This window comes from Peribacillus sp. QJM3NY_7, from assembly GCF_056173225.1.
On the sequence record NZ_CM149663.1, the window covers coordinates 225,443 to 244,854 of the forward strand.

The window sequence follows — 19,412 nt, forward strand, 5'->3', positions numbered from 1 at the left end:
TGTACAATTTGGATGCTGATTTCCAAATCCAGGCACTCGCTTTCCGCGGGCGGTCAGGGAGCCTCCTCGGCTTGCACCTAAGGGTCTCCCCAAGACGCGCTTTTCTAAGCAGGAGTCTCGAACACCCGCTCCAATCAACTATGTTATAAAATTCAGATGGAAACCATGCCCGAGGAGTCGGAGGTGTTGGTTTGAATCAGTTGATTCGGGAATATCATTTGATGAATTATACGTTTTACGAACCACACCTTTCAATTGGATAAGACGGCTTCTTTATATACTTCTTGATGTGATAAATTGTCTTCTTTATTAAGCTTTTCAACTATTTGCAAAACCTCTAGTTGATGGAGGAGGAGAAGTTCCTTTCCCAATTGAATCAAGGAAAGGATGGTGATATTTCCTTTTTGCTTGGCGTGGGGGAGCTGGAAGGCAACCATAAAAGCGGCACGAATGAAAATGCTTTGGAATTATCAAAACGATTATCCTTGAAGGATAGCAGAGTGAATGTTCAATTCAACGAGTCTGAAGGGGAAGGGCATCTTTCAGTTTTACCGCTTTGATTAACAGGGCTTTGCGTTTTGCTTTGAAGAGAAATGTGACTGGTAAGAAATAGGACTTTCTCAGTAAATCCACGGAAGGCACTTGACCAGTAAGTTATAAATATATATCATTACCTGTAGATTATGATTGATAATGATTATCATTATTGGTTGTCTAGGAGATAGCTAACAAACATTCTCTATCGAGAATTTGAAAAAATTATGAAGGAGGACAATGACTGATGACTAAACGTTTCGTGAATGAAAATGGGATCTACAATGAATTTATAATTGAAGAAGGTCGAAATTCCCTTTGGCCCGCCTTTTTGGTTGTTCCGGAAGGCTGGTCATTGATATATCGAAAGGACTGCTGGAAATACATAAAACTAGTTGCTAGCATTGATGGAACAAAATGAAAGTTAGGATGCAAATGGACCCTAAAATAGTAGTTAGCATCGTTTATGTCATAGCGATGTTCATGGTTTCGATGGACGGGACGATTGTCAATGTGATCCTTCCAACGATCAGTAGTGAATTTAACCTTGATCCCTCTTCAGCCAGTGGCATTAATGTTGGATATTTAGTAAGCCTGGCTGTATTCCTTCCGGTAGCTGGGTGGCTTGGGGATCGTTTTGGAACCAAGAAAATCTTCTTGATGGCATTGGGTGTCTTTACGGCAGCCTCCTTTTTATGCGGATTCGCTAATAATCTTCAAACCTTGAATTTGTTTAGGGTTTTGCAGGGGGCAGGAGGCGGGATCCTTACACCAATTGGAATGGCCATATTATTTAGAACGTTCTCTGTTGAAGAACGCCCAAAGGTGTCCCGTTCCCTTGTGCTTCCCATAGCATTCGCACCAGCTGTTGGTCCGATTGTTGGCGGATTCCTTGCGGAGCAGCTGTCTTGGCGTTGGGCATTTTATATAAATGTCCCTTTCGGAATTATGGTCCTGATATTCGGTGTATGGTTTTTAAAAGAAAATAAAGAATCAACTGCTGGCAGATTGGACATTCCAGGATTCTTATTGTCAGCTGCAGGCTTTTCCATGCTGATGTATGCAATGAGCTTAGGGCCATCTAAAGGATGGGGTTCCCCCGTTATCATGTATACAGGAATTATCGGTGCAGTTCTTGTTCTCTCATTTATTCTATTGGAGCTGCGTGTGAACGAACCGATGCTTGATTTGCGTTTATTATCCGATCGATTGTTTCGGACATTGGGCATCATTTCATTATTTTCAATGGCGGGCTTATTGGGGATGCTCTTCGTGTTCCCGTTAATGTATCAAAGTTCGCTTCATGCTTCAGCTTTAGAAAGCGGGCTGACCACTTTCCCGGAAGCTATAGGTTTGATGGTGGCCTCCCGGATGATGCCTTGGACTACGAAGAAACTGGGCATACATCAGGTGATCCGGATAGGGCTGCTTGGTACAATCATCATTTATACATTGATCAGCATTGTCGGGCCGACAGCCAACCCCTGGTTCCTTCGTACCTTATTATTTAGCGTCGGTATCTGTTTGGGACATACTGTTGTGGCCGTACAGTTTTCCACTTTCACCAATATCAACTCTGCTTCGATGGGAATGGCGGCCACATTGTTCAATGTCCAAAACCGGATTGGCTCGGCCATTGGTGTAGCCATCCTAGCCAGCATTCTGGGGGAAGTGGGCACTAGCTCGATAGGAACGAATGGGGAGCACCATGTTAATTTAATATCCTATCAATTTGCTCTCTTAGGTTCTGTGGCTTTGCTCGTCATAGCCCTATTATTTGCGATGCGTTTGAAAAAGGATGATTTTAAGGCCAAGATACCGAAACAACATATGGCTAAATCCCTTGGTGTAAAACAGGTCAGAAGCGGTTAAGTAACAGGAAGGCCACTGTGATTTTGCCAGTGACCTCCCTTTCATTTTGCTAGCGGCACAGGGACTGCCTACATAAAATATTAATTAAAGATTGGCTTTGCGGCTGAAAAAAAGAGCCTGTTTTATTGCAAACAGGCTCTGGAAATTAGTTCTTAAGACTTAGTGGAGAAGAGTATTATGCATTCGAGCATATACCGGTTATTTCCGAAGCGTCAACGATACGCTGAACTTCAGATCCCTCAAGTGTCTCTTTTTTCAATAACTCTTCAACGAGTTCTTCATACTGTAGGCGATTCGAGTCAATCAACATTTCCGTTTCCTGAATCGCTTTCGTGAATAATTCCTGCATCTTTTGCTCCTTCTCACCTTTATTGAAGGTGAGGGTGAATCCATCTTGAAGCATTCCGGTATCGACCATTTGTTCCAGCAGATGTTTCGCCTGCTGTACATCTCCGCCTACACCTATGCTATGTTCCCCTAGATACATTCTTTCCGCCACGCCGCCTGCCAAAATCATTTTGACTTGATCGAGCAATTCACTGGCTGTTGCCAGATGGAGCTCTTTTGGTATCGGCGCTACATATCCAAGGGCTTCCCCACGCGGAATGATGGTCGCCTTTCTAACGGAGCCAGGCTTTGTCAAAGCAGCAATCAGGGCATGTCCACTTTCATGAATGGCCACACGCCGCTTCGTATCCGCATCATTCAAAGTACGTGATGTCGCTCCAAGTATCGTACGGTCAATCGCGTAATCAAGATCCTGTTTACGAATCATATCCTGTTCATTCCTCAGGGCATGACGTGAGGCAGTATCGAACAGGGAGCTTAAGTCAGCGCCGGAGAAACCGGATGTACTTTCAGCCAACTCATCCAGGGAAGCCAGGACATCTGTCGCTAGACGCTTTCCCTTCGTATGGATATCGATGATTTCCCTTCTTCCTTGTGTATCCGGAAGTGGGACTTGGAAAGAGAAATCGATCCTGCCCGGACGTAGAAATGCCTCATCGAGCATATCTTTCCGGTTGGTCGCTGCAATGAATAAAATGCCTTCATTTGGATGGCCCCCATCCAATTGGACAAGCAGTTCGGTTAACGTTTTTTCGCCTTCTTCCCCGCCGTGGGGTTTCCTTTTACCAGCCAATGCATCCACTTCATCGATGAAAATGACAGCTGGCGATTGTTTACGTGCATTTTGGAAAAGGCTGCGGACACGGGCTGCACCGACTCCAACAAACATTTCGTTGAAGGCTGAACCGCTCGTTGAGAAGAAGTTTGCACCAAGCTCTTTTGCAATTGCCTGTGCAAGCAGCGTTTTCCCCGTTCCAGGAGGGCCGTATAATAAAATGCCTTGAGGCGGCTTAATTCCAATTTTAGCTGAACGTTCAGGTTCCTTTAGTGTAGTAAGTGTCTGAAGGATCTCCTGTTTGATTTCGGATTGCAAACCGCCTACATCATCCAAAGTTATCTCTGGCAGGGGTTTTGGGGTGGAAAGGCTTTGTTTTTTGCTGCCGATCCGCAATCCGCCCTTTGATTTTTTCTGTATAATGACACCGGTTGTGACGAGGGCCGCCATTAACCCGCCTAAAATCCATAATGCTGATTTATTAGTTGATGAAAAAGAATATTGAACGTTATAAGTTTCGACAAGTTTATTGATCATTTGACTGTTGGGAGGAATACTTGAAACGTATTCTCCATCTGGTGTGGAAATGTGAAGAGTGCCATTTCTTTTTTCTTCAATGGTGACAGGAGCTCCATTTTGGGCTTTAATCGTTTTTTCCACCGATGAAAAAGGAATGACCATATCCTTTGACTGAGTAACAGCATACCAACTGATTCCAGCAATTATCACAATGAGAGCCGTAAGGAACGGCAGCAATTTCGAAACTAATTTAGAGTTCGAGTTCAATTTTTCATCTCCTTTAAGTATATATATTCAGTATAAAATTTTTAAACATGTAATCTATAGGTCTTTGTACCTTAAATTAAAGGTAAATAATGTTAAAGGAAAGAAGTAACACTTATGTATGAGAGTTTAAAGAGTCCGGAATTTAGAAATATTTAATCTATCCGGGATATTAGACTTTTTAAATGCGAAATGCTAAAGTGAAATGGTCTAAGTCATGAAAAAATAAAATGGTAGAAGAGTGTGAAGTTCTATGAGTAAATTTATAAAAGACTATATGATTACGATGAAGGATATCGTTAGAGAAGGGGATCCCATTCTGCGTCAGGTAACGGATGAAGTTAGCCTGCCGATTTCGGATGAAGATCGTGAAACGCTGGAATGCATGATGCAATACCTGAAAAACAGTCAGGATCCAAAACTCCAAAAGAAGTTCAACTTGCGTGAAGGAGTTGGGTTGTCTGCCAATCAGATAGGCTTGAATAAACGCATGTTCGTCATGTATTTCCCAGACGAAAAGGGGAAGCTGTTTGAATATGCCCTTGTGAATCCGAAAATCATCAGCCACTCGGCCACAATGATCTATTTACCGCAAAGTGAAGGCTGCCTTTCTGTCGACCGTGATATTAAAGGATATGTACCTCGTTATGAACGGGTTAAAATCAAAGCTTTTGACGGTAATGGTGAGGAAATAGAGATGCGGCTGAAGGGCTTTGCTGCAATCGTGTTTCAACATGAGCTAGATCATTTGAACGGGATGATGTTTTATGACCGGATCAATACCGAAAACCCTTTCAAGCTTCCGGAAAACGTGGAAGTGAAAAGTCTGTAAAACCCAAAAAGGCAAAGCGCCATGCTTTGCCTTTTTACCGTTTTATGGCTTTAGGAAACATATCTTCTTCCATATGCTTCAGCAAATCACTGAAAATGGCCAGGCTCATTTGCTGGTATCCTTCTGAAGTGAGGTGGATGCCATCATCGCTAATCAAGGGACCCAAGTCACCGGAGGATTTAATATGGGAACGGACGTCGATCAAAGGCACCTTTAGTTCCTCTGCAAGGCTTTTCAATTGGCGATTATACATCCCATGCCAATGTTCAATACCGCCGACATGGGAAACGAAATGGCCGATTGAATGACCGAACTTATCGGCGATGGATCTGTAATATCTGGCAGGATCCAGTGGCGGAAGAGTTAAAAGGAAAGGGGTTATATGCTTGTCCTGAACCTGCTTGACAAGTTTTGTGACATTTTCCAGGTAGCGTTCGATTGGAACGATGGGCTCATGGTCAGCTTCTGGATTCTTGGCTACTTCGTCCCAATGGAAGTTACAGTCATTTCCACCTACCTCTATTAATACGATATCGGGATTTTCCGACATGACGTCTTTCTCGATCCGGCTAACCAACAGGTCGGAGTTATCATTGAAAACCCCTTTATTCAAAACTTCGACGAATGGCAAAGATTCTGTTAGCTTAGCTAAAGAGTTTGGATAATTTTCTTTAATGATGCGAAGGCGCCCCCTAACATAAGAGATGCCTCTGGTTAAACTGTCTCCAAAACATACGATCTTCAAACTTCTCACCTCGGTATGTGAATGTGTTACTTATATTTTAGTAGTGGAATGATATTTCGGCAATCTTCACCTCCTTTATAGAAGGGAGATGAAAATACAAAAAGCGCTGGGAGTGCAGCGCTTTTTGTTTATTGTAAGGATTCCTTTTTTGAAGGTGTTTCCACCCTTGTTTTTCCCATGAAGAACACAGTGATTGCAGCAAGACCGATCGGAATGAGGGCCAAGGTGAAGATGAATGAAATCGAATCGGACATCGCATGAACGATTTTATCCAGGATAAAATCCGGAATCTCCGCACGTGCTTCCGATTGGAAGAGCTGACGTGGGTCCTCCATCAATCCGGCTGTATCCGGACTTCCTTGCATTCCTTTAAATGCATCCGTCATTTTACTTTGGAATACATTGGTCTGAATCGCTCCATAAATCGTTACACCGAGTGTCATCCCAAATGACCGGAGGAAGGAGTTTGTTGAATTGGCCGACCCCCTGAATCTAGGTTCCAAGTTGTGAATGGACGCAATAGGCAAAAGGGAGAAAGAAAAGCCCATGCCAAATCCAGTCAGAATCATGTACAAAGTTAATAAAGTCCTGCTGGTATCAGGGGTGATGGTCCCTAATAGAAGCATACCTGCAAAATAACAGATGACGGAAATCGTCATTAAGTTGCGAAAACTTGTCTTTGTATTGAATATCCCGCCAATTGCACTGCCGAATACAGAACCAAGCATCATGGGAGTTAGGATCAGTCCGGCATTTGTTGCGGAACCACCGTAAACTGCCTGCACGAAAATCGGGATATAGACGGTTAAAATAATGAATGTGCCGCCATAAAGAATGGCTAAAATCTGAGAAGTGGCAAATAATCGCCTTTTAAACAGCCATAATGAAATGATGGGATCTTTTGCTCTTTTTTCGAAAAAGAAAAATGAAACGAAGAAAACCACAAAACTGGCAAACAGGCCTATGATGGGAGAGGAACTCCAGCCATACTCCCCGCCTAGTTCAAGAGCGAACATTAAGCTAATAACAGCTATGACGAGAGTTGCTGCGCCACCCCAATCAATTTTTTGTTCCTGGGTGTTGGGTGACTCCTTGTAATAATTCCAGATGAAAAATAAAGAAATGATTCCAATCGGAACATTGACGTAGAAAATCCAGTGCCAGCTGGAGTATTCAGTAATATAAGCACCTAAAAGTGGTCCCAATACGCTTGATGCCCCAAATACAGCACCGAAAAGGCCAGTTAATTTTCCCCGTTTTTCAGGTGGGAAAATATCAAAAATAATCGTAAAGGCTATAGGCATCAAGGCGCCTCCGCCGATCCCTTGGATTGCACGGAAGATACTTAACTGCACTATGCTCTGAGCCATGCCGCATAATGCGGAACCAATCAAAAAGACTATAAGTCCGAAAATAAAAAACCTCTTTCTTCCATACATGTCCGAAAGCTTACCGAATATCGGCATACTTGCCATCGTGGCGACCATATAGGCAGATGTCACCCATACAAACTTATCAAATCCGCCTAAATCAGAAACGATCGTTCCCATCGCAGTTGCAACAATCGTATTATCCATTGCTGACATCAGGATACCCAGTAGTAAACCGGCAACAATGAATTTTTGTTTTTTTTGAACGTTCATTTATTTTCCTCCTTCATATCAACCAGCTCATGAATTTTCCTTTACATGGTTGAAGGGTAAACGTTAAGATGAAACAAAACATTTATCTTGATAATCAAGATAAATTCAAGTGTAAAAGGGGTGGCATTTTATGTCAAGCGATAATAGGTTGAATTCAGCTCTGTTAGAGAGTTTAACACACAGATTGCAGCGGTATGGAATGAGATCCGTTTTATTTCAACAAAATATGGCCCAGAAAATAGGGGTGTCCCATACGGACTTAAAGAGTGCTGAAATATTGAATGAAACAGGACCGATTACCGCTGGTGAATTATCCAAAATTACAGGATTGAGCACGGGTTCGGTTACGGCACTGATCAATCGCCTTGAGAAATCGGGTTATGTTAAAAGGGAACGAGATCAATTGGACGGAAGAAAGGTCATGATTATGCCGATACCGGAAAGGCAGGAACAGATTAAATCGCACTATCAATCGCTCTCCATTGCCACAAAAGAATTATGCTCAGCTTATAATGAGCAAGAGCTAATATTGATCAATCAATTTGTTGAGGAAATCACAAAAATCATGGATAAAGAAAATGACAAGTTAATGAGTGAGCGTGAAAGGTAGCTGATATGTAGGCTGCCTTTTTTATTTTTAGCCAGCTGGGAGCTACTTATCCTGCGTAAGGGATAGAGTTGAATATTTTGGAAGAGAATGAACAATGTCTGTTTCCATTAAAATATATATTGATAATGAATTTCATTATCTGCTAATATGAATCTACAAATCATTTCAAAGGGAGAATACAATATGAAGAAAGCAAAGGCGTCATTAGCAGTCTTACTATCAACCAGTCTATTATTTGGCTGTGCGCAGGAAAAGGAAGGAACTGAACAGGCAGATGATAATGCTAAAGAAGTGAGTGCGAGTAAGCTTGATGGTGTATCTAGCGAGTACCGGGAATATGCCATTGGTGAAATAGAAGAGTTCGTAAACGCTACAGAAGAATTCACCACGGCCGTATCTGCCGGTGATATTGAAAAGGCGAAGGAATTATACGCACCAGCACGGATGCATTATGAAAGAGCGGAACCCATCGCTGAAGTTTTTGGCGATCTTGATCCCAAAATAGATGCGCGTAAAGGGGATGTCAAAGATGAAGAATGGGGCGGTTACCATAGGATTGAAATGGGGTTATGGCAAGAAAATACAACGAAAGGATACGAAAAGTTTGCAGATCAATTAATGAGTGATGTCAATTTGCTTCGTGCCAAAGTTGAAACGGTTGAGGTAACACCCGATTTGTTGATCACGGGTGCGGTGGATTTATTGAATGAAGTTTCAACAAGTAAAGTGACAGGAGAAGAGGACCGATACTCCCATACCGATTTATATGATTTCGTGGCTAATGTTGAAGGTGCAGAGAAGATCTATGAACTGCTTACTCCAGCGCTGAAAGAAAAGGATGCGAAGCTTGCTGCGGAAATCCAACAACGTTTTGACGATGTATACGACTTGCTTGAAAAGCATAAAGAAGGGGATGGATACATCTCATATACGGATTTAAAGGAATCTGAAGTCAAAGAGTTAAGTCAAGCAATTGATGCATTGGCTGAACCACTTTCGCAAATAGGGATTGTAACGGAGGAATCTTAATTGAAAGAACATACGCCGAAAGATGAAACCGGACTTTTTACAAAAAAGGTGAGTCGTCGTAACATGCTGAAAACGGCAGGAGTGGGTGGAATCGGAGTCGTGATAGGAGCATCCGGATTTGGTGGGCTGCTGACACTTTCTGAACAAAAGGCGAAGGGACAAACTAAGGATATTGTACCTTTTTATGGAGCGCATCAAGCTGGTATCACCACTGAAGCGCAAGATAACCTTTACTTCGCGTCATTGGAAGTAACCACGGATAAAAGATCAGACTTAATCCAGTTATTCAAGGATTGGACAGAGGCTGCGGCTCAGATGACAGCGGGGGATTTGATTGGTGATACATCCCTTAATACGAATATGCCCCCAAAGGATACGGGGGAAGCGAAAGAATTATCACCTTCCAATTTAACGATCACTTTTGGAGTGGGTCCGACCCTGTTTTCGAAGGATGGCAAAGATCGATTTGGTTTGAAATCAAAAAGACCTGCTGAATTAAAGGACCTGCCCCAATTCCCTTTAGATGCTTTAGAAGAAGAATGGAGCGGTGGGGATATTTGTATTCAAGCATGTGCAGATGATCTTCAAGTGGCTTTCCATGCCGTCCGGAACTTAGTGAGGATCGGCAGAGGGAAAGCGATCATTCATTGGGCACAAACAGGTTTTCAACGGACTAAGCAAGCCGATTCACAAAAAACGACGCCACGTAACCTTTTCGGGTTTAAGGATGGGACCGTCAATCCGGATACGAATGATAATAATGAAATGAATGAGCATGTTTGGGTGAAGGGCGAGGACGGTCCTGACTGGCTTGTTGGAGGCAGTTATATGGTGGTGCGGCGAATCCAGATGTACATTGAAGTTTGGGACCGGACTATTTTGAAAGAACAAGAAAATACGTTTGGCCGTCATCGCGACAGTGGAGCTCCACTAGGAATGAAAAATGAGTTCGATACCGTGGATCTCGAAGCTAAAGACCCAAATGGAAACCGGATCATTCCAGAAGATTCACATGTAAGTCTCTCCAGAGGGGACGGAAAAGCAAAGATATTGCGGCGTCCATATTCATATGCAGATGGAATGGATCCCAAAACAGGGAGCTTCAATGCAGGCTTGCTATTCATTTGTTTTCAGCGAAACCCAAGTAAACAATTCATACCGATACAAGAGCGACTGGCAAAGAATGATAAGCTCAACGAATATATCGTTCACAGGGGCAGTGCCATGTTCGCTTGTTTACCAGGTGTGAAAAAGGGTGGCTATATCGGGGATTCCCTTTTTGGATAAATATCATTTCAAATAAGGATGAAAATCGCCAGCATGGATATTATCCAGTTGGCGATTTTAGTTCATGAATAAGGAGGGACCACTATGACCGTTTCTAGATGGAAGAGTGGAATATTTGTTTTAGTCGTCAGTCTTTTATTTCTTTCGACTGATATTAAGATGGTTTCGGCGGGTGAAAACCATGATCAGCTCTTTGTTTATATTGGCGATAGTTTAATGAAGGTGAAATCAGGCGACCTTGAGGAAGTATCGAAAAATATCGAGCGATTCGAGCAAGATTGGAAAACGATAAAAACGGACAGCGAAAGTGCGAGGAAAGTCGACGAGAAGCTATCCGCAGTAAAACGTGCTGTGAGCGACCGAGCCTCCACAGATGAAATCAAAAAGCGATTATCGGCATTATCAAGTACGCTTGTTATTTATGATACAAACGAAAACCCTGTTGACAAGACTGACTATAAAGAACGGTTACAAGCGATACTTCCATTAATAGATAAGTTGGAGGCTTTGATAACTGAAGGTGACTTTGATCAAGCTAAAGTTCAATATACCAATCTCTTGAATCAATGGACCGATGCAGAGGTCATTGTCAGGGAGAAAAGTGTTGCTACATATGGTGAGTTCGAAACGAAAATGGCCTTTGTGCGGATAGCGATTACCCAAGATCCACCTGATCCGGAAAAAGCCCAAAAAAATCTAACTGAATTGCAGGGTTTAATCGAGGATTTCCTTGCTGGTAAAGTTGAAGTAGGAAGCCAGAAAAACACCTATTCACTTGGGGATGTAACACAACTTTTACAAGGAAGTGCAACGGATATTGAAAAGGATGAAATTGATTCTGCCGTTGATAAGCTAAATGAAATCTTAACAATTTGGCCTAATGTAGAAGGGGAGGTTTCCACAAGGGACAGCAAACTTTACAGCGATATGGAAACGAAGGTCCCGACCGCAATCAGCCTATTGCAATCGAAAAATGTAAAGGCGGATGAAGCAAAGGGAATCGTAACCGATTTAAACACAAGGTTACTCCCTTTAATTGAGGATACGGGTTATACAACATGGGATGCAGCTCTGATCCTTTTACGGGAAGGATTGGAAGCACTCTTGATTGTAGCTACATTGCTGTCTTTCCTAAAGAAAATCGGGCAAGCGGACAAACAAAAATGGATTTGGACAGGAGTTGGTGCGGGGTTAGTTGCCAGTTCCATATTGGCGGTCATAATCAATATCGTTTTCTCTCAGATCACGGCTGCTTCAAGCCGGGAATATATTGAGGGAATCACTGGGATAATAGCCGTATTGATGATGTTGACAATTGGTCTTTGGCTTCATAGTAAATCGAACGTCCATGCATGGAACCGATATATCAGCAAGCAAATGAACCAAGCCATTGCGACGGGGAGCATCATCTCTTTCGCTTTAATCAGTTTTCTATCCATCTTCCGTGAAGGTGCCGAGACGATTATCTTTTATGCTGGAATGGCTCCTTATATGGAATTAAAGCAGCTGCTGAGCGGGATTTTCCTTGCCTTCCTCATTTTAGTGGTAATTGGTTTCATCATGCTGCGGTACAGTGTGAAATTACCGATGACCCTATTCTTTAAAGTGGCAACGATACTCATATATGCCTTGGCTTTCAAGATTCTTGGAGTCTCCATCCACTCACTTCAGGTTTCTCAAGTGATACAGACAAATACGATCAGCTCCTTCCCATTTGCAGAAACGATAGGTCTTTATCCAACAATGGAAACGCTGGTGCCGCAAGCTGTATTATTATTGCTGATTGCATTGGCCGCCATTTGGGTCAAAAAGAGTAATTCCTTACGTGCAACCGAATAATAAAATGGGACTGACGAATGTCAGTCCCATTTATGTGTGCTATTAGCGTAGTGATCGGCGATAGGAATATTGCTTCCATTGATAAAGGATGAAGCAGCCGATGCAGAATCCAAGAATGGCTATGAGTGAAGCCACTCCGACCATCAAGGTAAATATATAACCGGTAACATTCCAACCAAGCAAAAAAGAAGTGAATCCAAGTCCTAAGCAAACGACTGCTATTGCCTGGTTGAATTGTTGCTGTGAATGATCTTCAGGAATATAATCGGACGGTTTCTTTTTAAGAAAGAGCTTTGCCAGACGCATCACTGGATTGAAATTAAAGAGAAGACCCAAAAGCCCCGCTGTTAAAGGAATGGCTAATATCCATATTTGTCCCGTCAATAAGGCGGTAGCTACGCTTAACAAAATGACCCATTGATTCGTACGTACTAAGGGACGGGGAATGGAACGAATTTCACTCGTCATACAATACCAACCTTCCTTATGTGTTTTATTATATTTTATCCTTATTTTAATCACTTGTGAAGAGAAAGGTTAATAAAACAAAAGGTGATCTTATTTATAATTATTTTAATTTAGTATTGATTATCATTATAAAAGTAGTATAATATATTTATCATGAAACAAAAGTTAGGAGGACAGTATAAATGGTAGCAAAAGTTTGTGAAACATGTGGAACACCAATAAAAAAGCTAAAGCATTCTTCCCTATGCCAGTGCGGTCCTAAGATACTGAGCAATCAACTCTCAGATAAAACAAAAAAATAAACTCCACTGGAATAGATCATAAACTAAACCATTAATCGGTTTGAGTTTGTATATAAAAAGGGTTCCATCTTAATTTTTAAACAAAGTTGATTGGAGCGGTTGTTCGAGGCTCCCGGACCGACCGCGGAAAACAAGTGCCTTACGTTCCAATCAGCGTTCATATTTTATACACTCTCAAAAAATGAACCGATTATTCAATTAATCGGTTTTTATTTTTCCAATAAGGGGTAAAGAGCATAATAAATATTTTTCATTTCAATTAAAATAATGTACGATTATAGAATAGAATAAAACGTCATGAAGATTTGTCTAAACCATAACGTGACGGTTAGGAGGGGCTATGTTGGGAACGAGACTTTAAAAATTGGTGAGTTGGCGGAAATGGCGAATGTTACGAAACGAACCGTAGATTATTATACGAATCTTGGTTTGCTTAAAGCAGAACGTTCCGCCTCTAATTACCGTTATTATTCAGTCGGTGAACTTGAAAGGCTCCGCCGTATCGAAGGATACAAAAGAGAAAACCTTTCATTGGAAGATATTAAAGAAATACTTAAAAAGGATAAGGAAGCCGCATCAGCAATTGAGGCAAAAGGTCTTCAGCTCAAGAATAAAATGGATGGCCTGAACGAAGAACTTCAGGAATTCATCAGCTTGATTGAAAAGGACGGAAAAAGTGAGCTTCTTCTAAAAAAACAGATATCCCGTGAAAGCATGGCCTTGATCCAATCATTACTAGTGTTGCTCGTATGATTAAAATTTATCTCTATAGTTTTATGCACAAAGGTGCATAGTAACGATATAGGCTAAATGGTTTTGGTTCATGTTATAAGGCAAAAATGCTTATTAAACGAAAATAACCATTTATACAGGAGGTGCTTGGGATTAAGCCATATATGTCTAATCCGAAGAACAGTAGGATTGGAACTATATGGAGAACCCGCACATATTGGAGATTTTTATAAAATTATTCGCAGTAGCTGCATTGATAGCATTAACCGCATTTTTCGTTGCATCGGAATTTGCAATCGTGAAAGTCAGAAGTTCCCGGATCAATCAATTAATTGAAGAAGGGCATAGAAATGCCCTCGCAGCCAAGAAAGTGACATCGCATATCGATGAGTACTTATCTGCCTGTCAATTGGGGATTACAGTAACAGCCTTAGGTTTAGGGGTGTTGGGTGAACCGACGGTCGAGGCAATCTTAAAACCATTGTTCACTAAATGGGGATTAGAGGAATCTGTAAGTCACATCATCTCGTTCCTGATCGCGTTCGGTTCCGTGACATTCCTTCATGTTGTAGTCGGCGAACTCGCACCGAAAACAGTTGCGATTCAAAAGGCAGAAGAGGTGACCTTGCTATTTGCAAAGCCATTAATTCTCTTTTACCGCATTTTGTACCCATTCATTTGGGTACTGAATGGTTCTGCACGTCTCCTGACGGGCATGTTCGGATTAAAGCCTGCTTCCGAGTCCGAAATGGCCCATTCCGAAGAAGAGCTGCGCATCATCTTATCGGAAAGCTATAAAAGCGGTGAGATCAACCAATCGGAATACAAATATGTCAATCAGATATTTGAATTTGATGAGCGCATTGCCAATGAAATCATGGTTCCGCGTACGGAAATGACCGTTATCGAAAAAGGCATGCCATTATTGGAAGTTGTTGAACTGATTCAGGAAGAACAGTACACAAGGTATCCGGTCATAGACGGTGATAAAGATAATGTCGTGGGAATGGTCAATATCAAACGCCTTTATACAGCGACGATTACAGAAGATAATGTAACGGCTTTAACGGTGGATTCCTTTGTAACACCCATCATCCGTGTTCTTGAAACGATCGCCATTCATGATCTGCTGCTAAAAATGCAGAAGGAAAGGATCCATATGGCAGTTTTGACCGATGAATATGGCGGAACAGCTGGTCTTGTAACGGTTGAAGACATCCTTGAAGAAATCGTCGGGGAAATCCGTGATGAATTTGATCAGGATGAACGTCCGCTCATTCAAAAAATTGATGAAGGGCATTATGTATTCGATGCTAAAACATTGGTTGAAGATGTCAATGATACCCTTGCGATCGATTTGCCGGAGGAAGATATCGATACATTGGGTGGATGGTTCCTGACAGGCAGATTTGAAATTGCTGTCGGGGATAGAATTGAATACGCCGGATATGAATTTACTGTAAAGGAAATGGACGGCCACCATGTTTTATATGTTGAAGTGAAGAAGATTAAATAAACAGGATCACACCAAAAGCCGAAAGTGAAAACTTTCGGCTTTTATTTTGTACGAACCATTCATTTGGGTGTTTACGACAATGGTAAGGCAGACTGTTACTTAATTGGAAAAGGAATTCATGTAAAATGATAGTGGAGGTAACCATTTAAGATTGGAAAATGTTAAAATTGATTTTGAACAATGAAACTATCTATATATCATTTCAAAGAATATAAGGTGAGTTCTAGTATTTTGCAATGCCGCTATTTCGGGCTGGTATAAATAAGTATTGAAGGTGGGCGGGAAAATGGGTTTTAAGAAAAAGCAAATGTTGGGATTTGGTTTGATCTTGCTTTTCTTGGCTATTTTACTTTCATTCATGATGTTTACGCTAAACAATTTAAAGAGCAGCATGACTGAAATAGTTGAGAATCGCTATGATAAGGTTCAAGCTTCGATGGAAATCCGTCAGCTTTTTTCTAGATCGGACCGTGAGATTTTGTTTGCAGCTAATGATGCAAATAAAGAAGAAAGAGCAGAGAGCCTCGAAATCATCAATGAAAATCATAGTTTGATTGAATCAAAAATTGCCGGGTTATCAGGTTCGTTAAATAAGGCGAAAGCGAAGCAGCTATTGAAGGAGTTCGAGACCCAATATGCTTCTTACTCCATAACGGAGGCTGAGCTCATCCAAAAGATAAAATCGGGAAACTCTTCTGATAATCTTTCAAGCCTGATGGATGACCAAAGGGAAAAACGAAAGAAAGTCATCAGTACGATGGATGAATTTAAGGATTACCAAGAAGGTGTCATGAAAGATACCTTAAGTAATTCGAAACAAACCTATGAAGATATGATCGGTTTTGTAATTTTTGCGGTTATTCTCAGCATTTTGGTCATTTCCGTAACGGTTGTTTGGATGATTCGGAGCACATCGAAAGATCTGCAATCGATTACGAAGGTCATCAAAAATATCGATTTTAAAAATTTGTCGGTCATACCAAGAATTCCGGTTCGGACCACTGATGAAATTGGGGATATAGCGAAATCGTTCAATGATATGGCGGAATCGCTTGAAATCTATAACCAAAAAGAAAAAGATTTCACTGAAAAGATCAGTGAACAGAACTGGATTCAGACCCGTGTTGCAGATATAGCTACCATGTATCAGCGCATTGTTGATGTGGAAGTCCTAGCTGACCGGTTCATTACAAGACTTGCACCGATGATGGGAGCTTCAATTGGAGCTTTTTACGTCAAACGGGGTGAGGGTGTGGATATGCGCTTTGTGAAGCTTGCCAGCTTTGCTGGAGATGGCGAAGATTCGGGCAGGCGTGAATTCCGTTTTGGCGAAGGTTTGATCGGTCAATGCGCCCTTGAAAAGAAATCCAAAGTCATCGAAGATATCCCTGAGGATTTCCAATTGGTTACGACAGGATTGGGGGAAGTCAACCCGAAAAGCATTGTCATTGCGCCAGTCATTTTTGAGGATGAAGTGGTGGCGATGGTTGAACTGGCGAGTTTGGAGGCCTTTACGAAGCTGCAAAAAACGTTCCTGAACCAGGTTCTTGATACTCTGGGCATCACGATCAATAATGTTGAGGGCCGGATGGAAATAGAGCGTTTATTGAAAGAATCACAGGCACAGACTGAAGAGTTACAGGCTCAATCGGAAGAGTTGCAATCACAGTCAGAGGAGATGCAAGCCCAATCAGAGGAACTGCAAACACAGGCTGAAGAGTTGCGAATGATCAATGAACAATTGGAAGAGAGAAATCGTGAAACGGAAGAAAAATCGAAAGAGCTTCAAGTCGCTAAACTGAATCTTGAAAAACAAGCGGAAGAATTGAAGTTAAGTTCAAAATATAAATCGGAATTCATGGCAAATATGTCCCATGAATTGCGGACACCGCTCAATAGTATCCTGATTTTATCGGAAATGCTTTCAGATCCTAATGATAGTAAATTGAATGAAGAGCAACAGGAGTTCGCTCGTGTCATTAATTCATCAGGTCAAGACTTATTAACGTTGATCAATGACATTTTGGATTTATCAAAAGTTGAAGTCGGAAAGCTTGAAGTGGTCTTTGATGAAATGAATCTGAGTGAGCTTCCTGAGTTATTGCACCGTAACTTCGATCATGTAGCGAAGAAAAAGAACATTGACTTTATAATCGAAAAAAGTAAAAACGTTCCGGATATTTTCTTTACGGATGAACAGCGCTTCCAGCAAATTTTGAAAAACCTGCTATCCAATGCATTTAAATTCACGGAAAAAGGTTCTGTGTCTGTCCAAATCAAAAAAGCTGATGAAGAAAATGTAGCACAATGGATACAGACAAAAGGAGCGAGCAATTGGGTTGAAATTAAGGTGACGGATACTGGCATCGGAATATCAAAAGAGAAGCAAAAGCTTATCTTTGAAGCATTCCAGCAAGGTGACGGAGCTACAATGAGAAAATATGGCGGTACAGGACTTGGGCTATCAATTTGCCGGGAGTTTGCCAAACTTCTGGGAGGCTGGGTCATTGTAGATAGTGAAGAAGGGCAAGGCAGTACCTTTACTTTCTTTATTCCAAGCATGCCAGAGGGCTTCAAAAATGTCGACGAAGCAATAGCTGCTTCTCCGGAAGTGGCAGCAGCTAACAACGATGATTCTGCCTCGCCTTTTGGCGAGCAGGGAGAATCGGATGCAGGTATGATGGATGAAGAAGATCAGGATAAGGCCAAACCTTTCTGCAATAAAACAGTACTGGTAGTCGATGATGATCACCGCAATATATTTGCCCTGAAAAATGCGCTGAAGCATGAGGGGATGGAAATCCTTACAGCTGAAAACGGCTTTGAATGTTTGGAACTCCTTGAAAAAGGTAACAATATAGATGTTATATTGATGGATATCATGATGCCGGGTATGGACGGTTACGAAACGATGACCAGAATTCGCGAGCAAAGTAAATTCGAGGATCTTCCAATCATCGCGTTAACTGCAAAAGCGATGAAAGGCGATAGGGAAAAATGCCTGAAGGCCGGCGCTTCTGATTATGTCAGCAAACCATTAAAATTGGATCAGCTGCTATCAGTCCTAAGAGTATGGCTGACTAATTGATTGATAGTATGGATGAGGAAGGATTTTCATGAAGGATACTTTAACGATTGAAGAAAGAGAAGATTTAGAAATCGAATTATTGCTAGAGGCCATTTATTCCGTTTCTGGCTATGACTTTCGTAAATATATGCGTTCTTCAATAAAAAGAAGAGTTGAAAATAGAATGAGGCTGGACCATGTTCGCAGGATCAGCGGAATGATTGAAATGGTTTTATATGAAAAAGGGTATGTCGAGAAGCTATTGAGAGATTTTTCAATAAATGTCACTGAAATGTTTCGCGATCCGGATTTCTTTAAAGCCTTTCGTTTAAATATTGTACCGCTCCTGAAAAAACTTCCTGAAATCAGAATTTGGCATGCGGGATGTTCAACCGGTGAAGAAGCCTTTTCCATGGCGATCATCCTCAAGGAGGAGGGACTTTATGATAAGGCGAGGATTTATGCCACTGATATGAATGATGAAGTCCTCCGTCATGCGGAAAAAGGGATATTACCTTTAAATAGAATGCAGTCTTATACGAAAAACTATCTGCAAGCTGGAGGTAACCAGGAATTTTCGGAGTATTATACAACCGATTATCAAAATGCTTATCTTGATTCGGGTCTCCTTAAAAACATTGTGTTTTTCCAGCATAATTTAGTTACTGATGGTTCGTTCAATGAGTTCCATATCATCATGTGCCGGAATGTGATGATTTATTTTACCGGTGAATTACAGACCTATGTTAATCAGTTGTTTTATGACAGTCTTTGTAAAGATGGCTTCCTTGCAGTCGGCAGCAAGGAAACTCTTCGTACATCATCCTTTTCGGAGGATTATGAGGACTTTGATTCAAAGGAACGGATTTATCGGAAACTGTAAAAAAGAAAGAGTTCGCATTTATGCGGACTCTTTCTTTTTTGATTAATTATTTTTCATTTTTTTTGCTTCACTATGTTTAAGGAATCATACGAAGGGGTATATAAAATGAGTTGGTCTCCATGCAGAATCTCGACTGCAGTTTATTAT

At 41.5% G+C, this 19,412-nt stretch carries 16 protein-coding genes; 12 read left to right on the plus strand and 4 right to left on the minus strand.

The genetic code is table 11. The features are described from left to right. The first annotated feature begins 371 nt into the window (after positions 1 to 371). The 3 genes from AC0VX1_RS01250 to AC0VX1_RS01260 all read left to right on the plus strand — a co-directional run bounded on the left by AC0VX1_RS01250 (position 372) and on the right by AC0VX1_RS01260 (position 2,406). Complete coding sequence (locus tag AC0VX1_RS01250; protein WP_475469631.1) at positions 372 to 560, plus strand: hypothetical protein; 189 nt, start codon at positions 372 to 374, stop codon at positions 558 to 560. A 221-nt stretch (positions 561 to 781) separates the two neighbouring features. Beyond that, positions 782 to 955 carry an MbtH family NRPS accessory protein gene (locus AC0VX1_RS01255; protein WP_475469632.1) on the plus strand — a complete coding sequence of 58 codons (174 nt, stop codon included), beginning with the start codon at positions 782 to 784 and terminating at the stop codon, positions 953 to 955. Further along, on the plus strand, positions 952 to 2,406 hold the full coding sequence (locus AC0VX1_RS01260; protein ID WP_475469633.1) for a DHA2 family efflux MFS transporter permease subunit: 1,455 nt from the start codon (positions 952 to 954) through the stop codon (positions 2,404 to 2,406). Before AC0VX1_RS01255 ends, AC0VX1_RS01260 begins: the two co-directional genes overlap by 4 nt. Positions 2,407 to 2,581: 175 nt before the next feature. Here AC0VX1_RS01260 and AC0VX1_RS01265 read toward each other — a convergent pair whose 3' ends face one another. After that, entirely contained in the window at positions 2,582 to 4,315 is a 1,734-nt protein-coding gene (locus AC0VX1_RS01265) for an AAA family ATPase (protein ID WP_063574507.1), read from the minus strand. A 250-nt stretch (positions 4,316 to 4,565) separates the two neighbouring features. Between AC0VX1_RS01265 and def the strand changes: the two genes are divergently transcribed. Continuing rightward, positions 4,566 to 5,144 (plus strand): peptide deformylase, encoded by a 579-nt coding sequence (gene def / locus AC0VX1_RS01270; protein WP_034304843.1) that lies wholly within the window; start codon positions 4,566 to 4,568, stop codon positions 5,142 to 5,144. 34 nt (positions 5,145 to 5,178) lie between these two features. Here def and AC0VX1_RS01275 read toward each other — a convergent pair whose 3' ends face one another. Both AC0VX1_RS01275 and AC0VX1_RS01280 read right to left on the minus strand, forming a co-directional pair. Further along, complete coding sequence (locus AC0VX1_RS01275; RefSeq protein ID WP_475469634.1) at positions 5,179 to 5,889, minus strand: SGNH/GDSL hydrolase family protein; 711 nt, start codon at positions 5,887 to 5,889, stop codon at positions 5,179 to 5,181. A gap of 128 nt (positions 5,890 to 6,017) precedes the next feature. Next, the gene (locus AC0VX1_RS01280) at positions 6,018 to 7,532 is read right to left on the minus strand and encodes an MDR family MFS transporter (protein ID WP_063574505.1); all 1,515 of its coding nucleotides are present in this window, start codon (positions 7,530 to 7,532) and stop codon (positions 6,018 to 6,020) included. Between the two features lie 130 nt (positions 7,533 to 7,662). Here AC0VX1_RS01280 and AC0VX1_RS01285 point away from each other — a divergent pair, with 130 nt between their 5' ends. The 4 genes from AC0VX1_RS01285 to AC0VX1_RS01300 all read left to right on the plus strand — a co-directional run bounded on the left by AC0VX1_RS01285 (position 7,663) and on the right by AC0VX1_RS01300 (position 12,297). Then, positions 7,663 to 8,142, plus strand: a complete 480-nt coding sequence (locus AC0VX1_RS01285) for a MarR family winged helix-turn-helix transcriptional regulator (protein ID WP_413010821.1) — start codon at positions 7,663 to 7,665, stop codon at positions 8,140 to 8,142. 183 nt (positions 8,143 to 8,325) lie between these two features. Continuing rightward, entirely contained in the window at positions 8,326 to 9,171 is an 846-nt protein-coding gene (gene efeO / locus AC0VX1_RS01290) for an iron uptake system protein EfeO (protein ID WP_283929794.1), read from the plus strand. Next, positions 9,172 to 10,458 carry an iron uptake transporter deferrochelatase/peroxidase subunit gene (efeB, locus tag AC0VX1_RS01295; protein WP_475469635.1) on the plus strand — a complete coding sequence of 429 codons (1,287 nt, stop codon included), beginning with the start codon at positions 9,172 to 9,174 and terminating at the stop codon, positions 10,456 to 10,458. An 84-nt stretch (positions 10,459 to 10,542) separates the two neighbouring features. Further along, complete coding sequence (locus AC0VX1_RS01300; RefSeq protein WP_475469636.1) at positions 10,543 to 12,297, plus strand: FTR1 family protein; 1,755 nt, start codon at positions 10,543 to 10,545, stop codon at positions 12,295 to 12,297. A gap of 42 nt (positions 12,298 to 12,339) precedes the next feature. On the opposite strand, the gene AC0VX1_RS01305 is transcribed toward AC0VX1_RS01300, so the two are convergent. Continuing rightward, complete coding sequence (locus AC0VX1_RS01305) at positions 12,340 to 12,765, minus strand: DUF4395 domain-containing protein (protein WP_095679765.1); 426 nt, start codon at positions 12,763 to 12,765, stop codon at positions 12,340 to 12,342. A gap of 599 nt (positions 12,766 to 13,364) precedes the next feature. On the opposite strand from AC0VX1_RS01305, the gene AC0VX1_RS01310 reads away from it, so the two are divergent. From AC0VX1_RS01310 to AC0VX1_RS01325, 4 genes are all read left to right on the plus strand, one after another. Further along, positions 13,365 to 13,820 (plus strand): MerR family transcriptional regulator, encoded by a 456-nt coding sequence (locus tag AC0VX1_RS01310; RefSeq protein ID WP_223256011.1) that lies wholly within the window; start codon positions 13,365 to 13,367, stop codon positions 13,818 to 13,820. 196 nt (positions 13,821 to 14,016) lie between these two features. Then, complete coding sequence (locus AC0VX1_RS01315; RefSeq protein ID WP_413023341.1) at positions 14,017 to 15,315, plus strand: hemolysin family protein; 1,299 nt, start codon at positions 14,017 to 14,019, stop codon at positions 15,313 to 15,315. 286 nt (positions 15,316 to 15,601) lie between these two features. After that, positions 15,602 to 18,403, plus strand: a complete 2,802-nt coding sequence (locus AC0VX1_RS01320; RefSeq protein WP_475469637.1) for a response regulator — start codon at positions 15,602 to 15,604, stop codon at positions 18,401 to 18,403. A gap of 28 nt (positions 18,404 to 18,431) precedes the next feature. Next, positions 18,432 to 19,265, plus strand: coding sequence for a CheR family methyltransferase (locus AC0VX1_RS01325; RefSeq protein ID WP_413003561.1), 834 nt, complete (start codon positions 18,432 to 18,434; stop codon positions 19,263 to 19,265). Positions 19,266 to 19,412: the final 147 nt, after the last annotated feature.

Excerpts from the sequence above, each read along its gene's own strand:
- AC0VX1_RS01310 (WP_223256011.1), top strand. The coding sequence starts at position 13,365 with ATGAAGATTTGTCTAAACCATAACGTGACGGTTAGGAGGGGCTATGTT.
- AC0VX1_RS01320 (WP_475469637.1), top strand. The coding sequence starts at position 15,602 with ATGGGTTTTAAGAAAAAGCAAATGTTGGGATTTGGTTTGATCTTGCTT.
- efeO (WP_283929794.1), top strand. The coding sequence starts at position 8,326 with ATGAAGAAAGCAAAGGCGTCATTAGCAGTCTTACTATCAACCAGTCTA.
- AC0VX1_RS01300 (WP_475469636.1), top strand. The coding sequence starts at position 10,543 with ATGACCGTTTCTAGATGGAAGAGTGGAATATTTGTTTTAGTCGTCAGT.
- def (WP_034304843.1), top strand. The coding sequence starts at position 4,566 with ATGAGTAAATTTATAAAAGACTATATGATTACGATGAAGGATATCGTT.
- AC0VX1_RS01255 (WP_475469632.1), top strand. The coding sequence starts at position 782 with ATGACTAAACGTTTCGTGAATGAAAATGGGATCTACAATGAATTTATA.
- AC0VX1_RS01285 (WP_413010821.1), top strand. The coding sequence starts at position 7,663 with ATGTCAAGCGATAATAGGTTGAATTCAGCTCTGTTAGAGAGTTTAACA.
- AC0VX1_RS01260 (WP_475469633.1), top strand. The coding sequence starts at position 952 with ATGAAAGTTAGGATGCAAATGGACCCTAAAATAGTAGTTAGCATCGTT.
- AC0VX1_RS01305 (WP_095679765.1), bottom strand. The coding sequence starts at position 12,765 with ATGACGAGTGAAATTCGTTCCATTCCCCGTCCCTTAGTACGTACGAAT.
- AC0VX1_RS01325 (WP_413003561.1), top strand. The coding sequence starts at position 18,432 with ATGAAGGATACTTTAACGATTGAAGAAAGAGAAGATTTAGAAATCGAA.
- AC0VX1_RS01280 (WP_063574505.1), bottom strand. The coding sequence starts at position 7,532 with ATGAACGTTCAAAAAAAACAAAAATTCATTGTTGCCGGTTTACTACTG.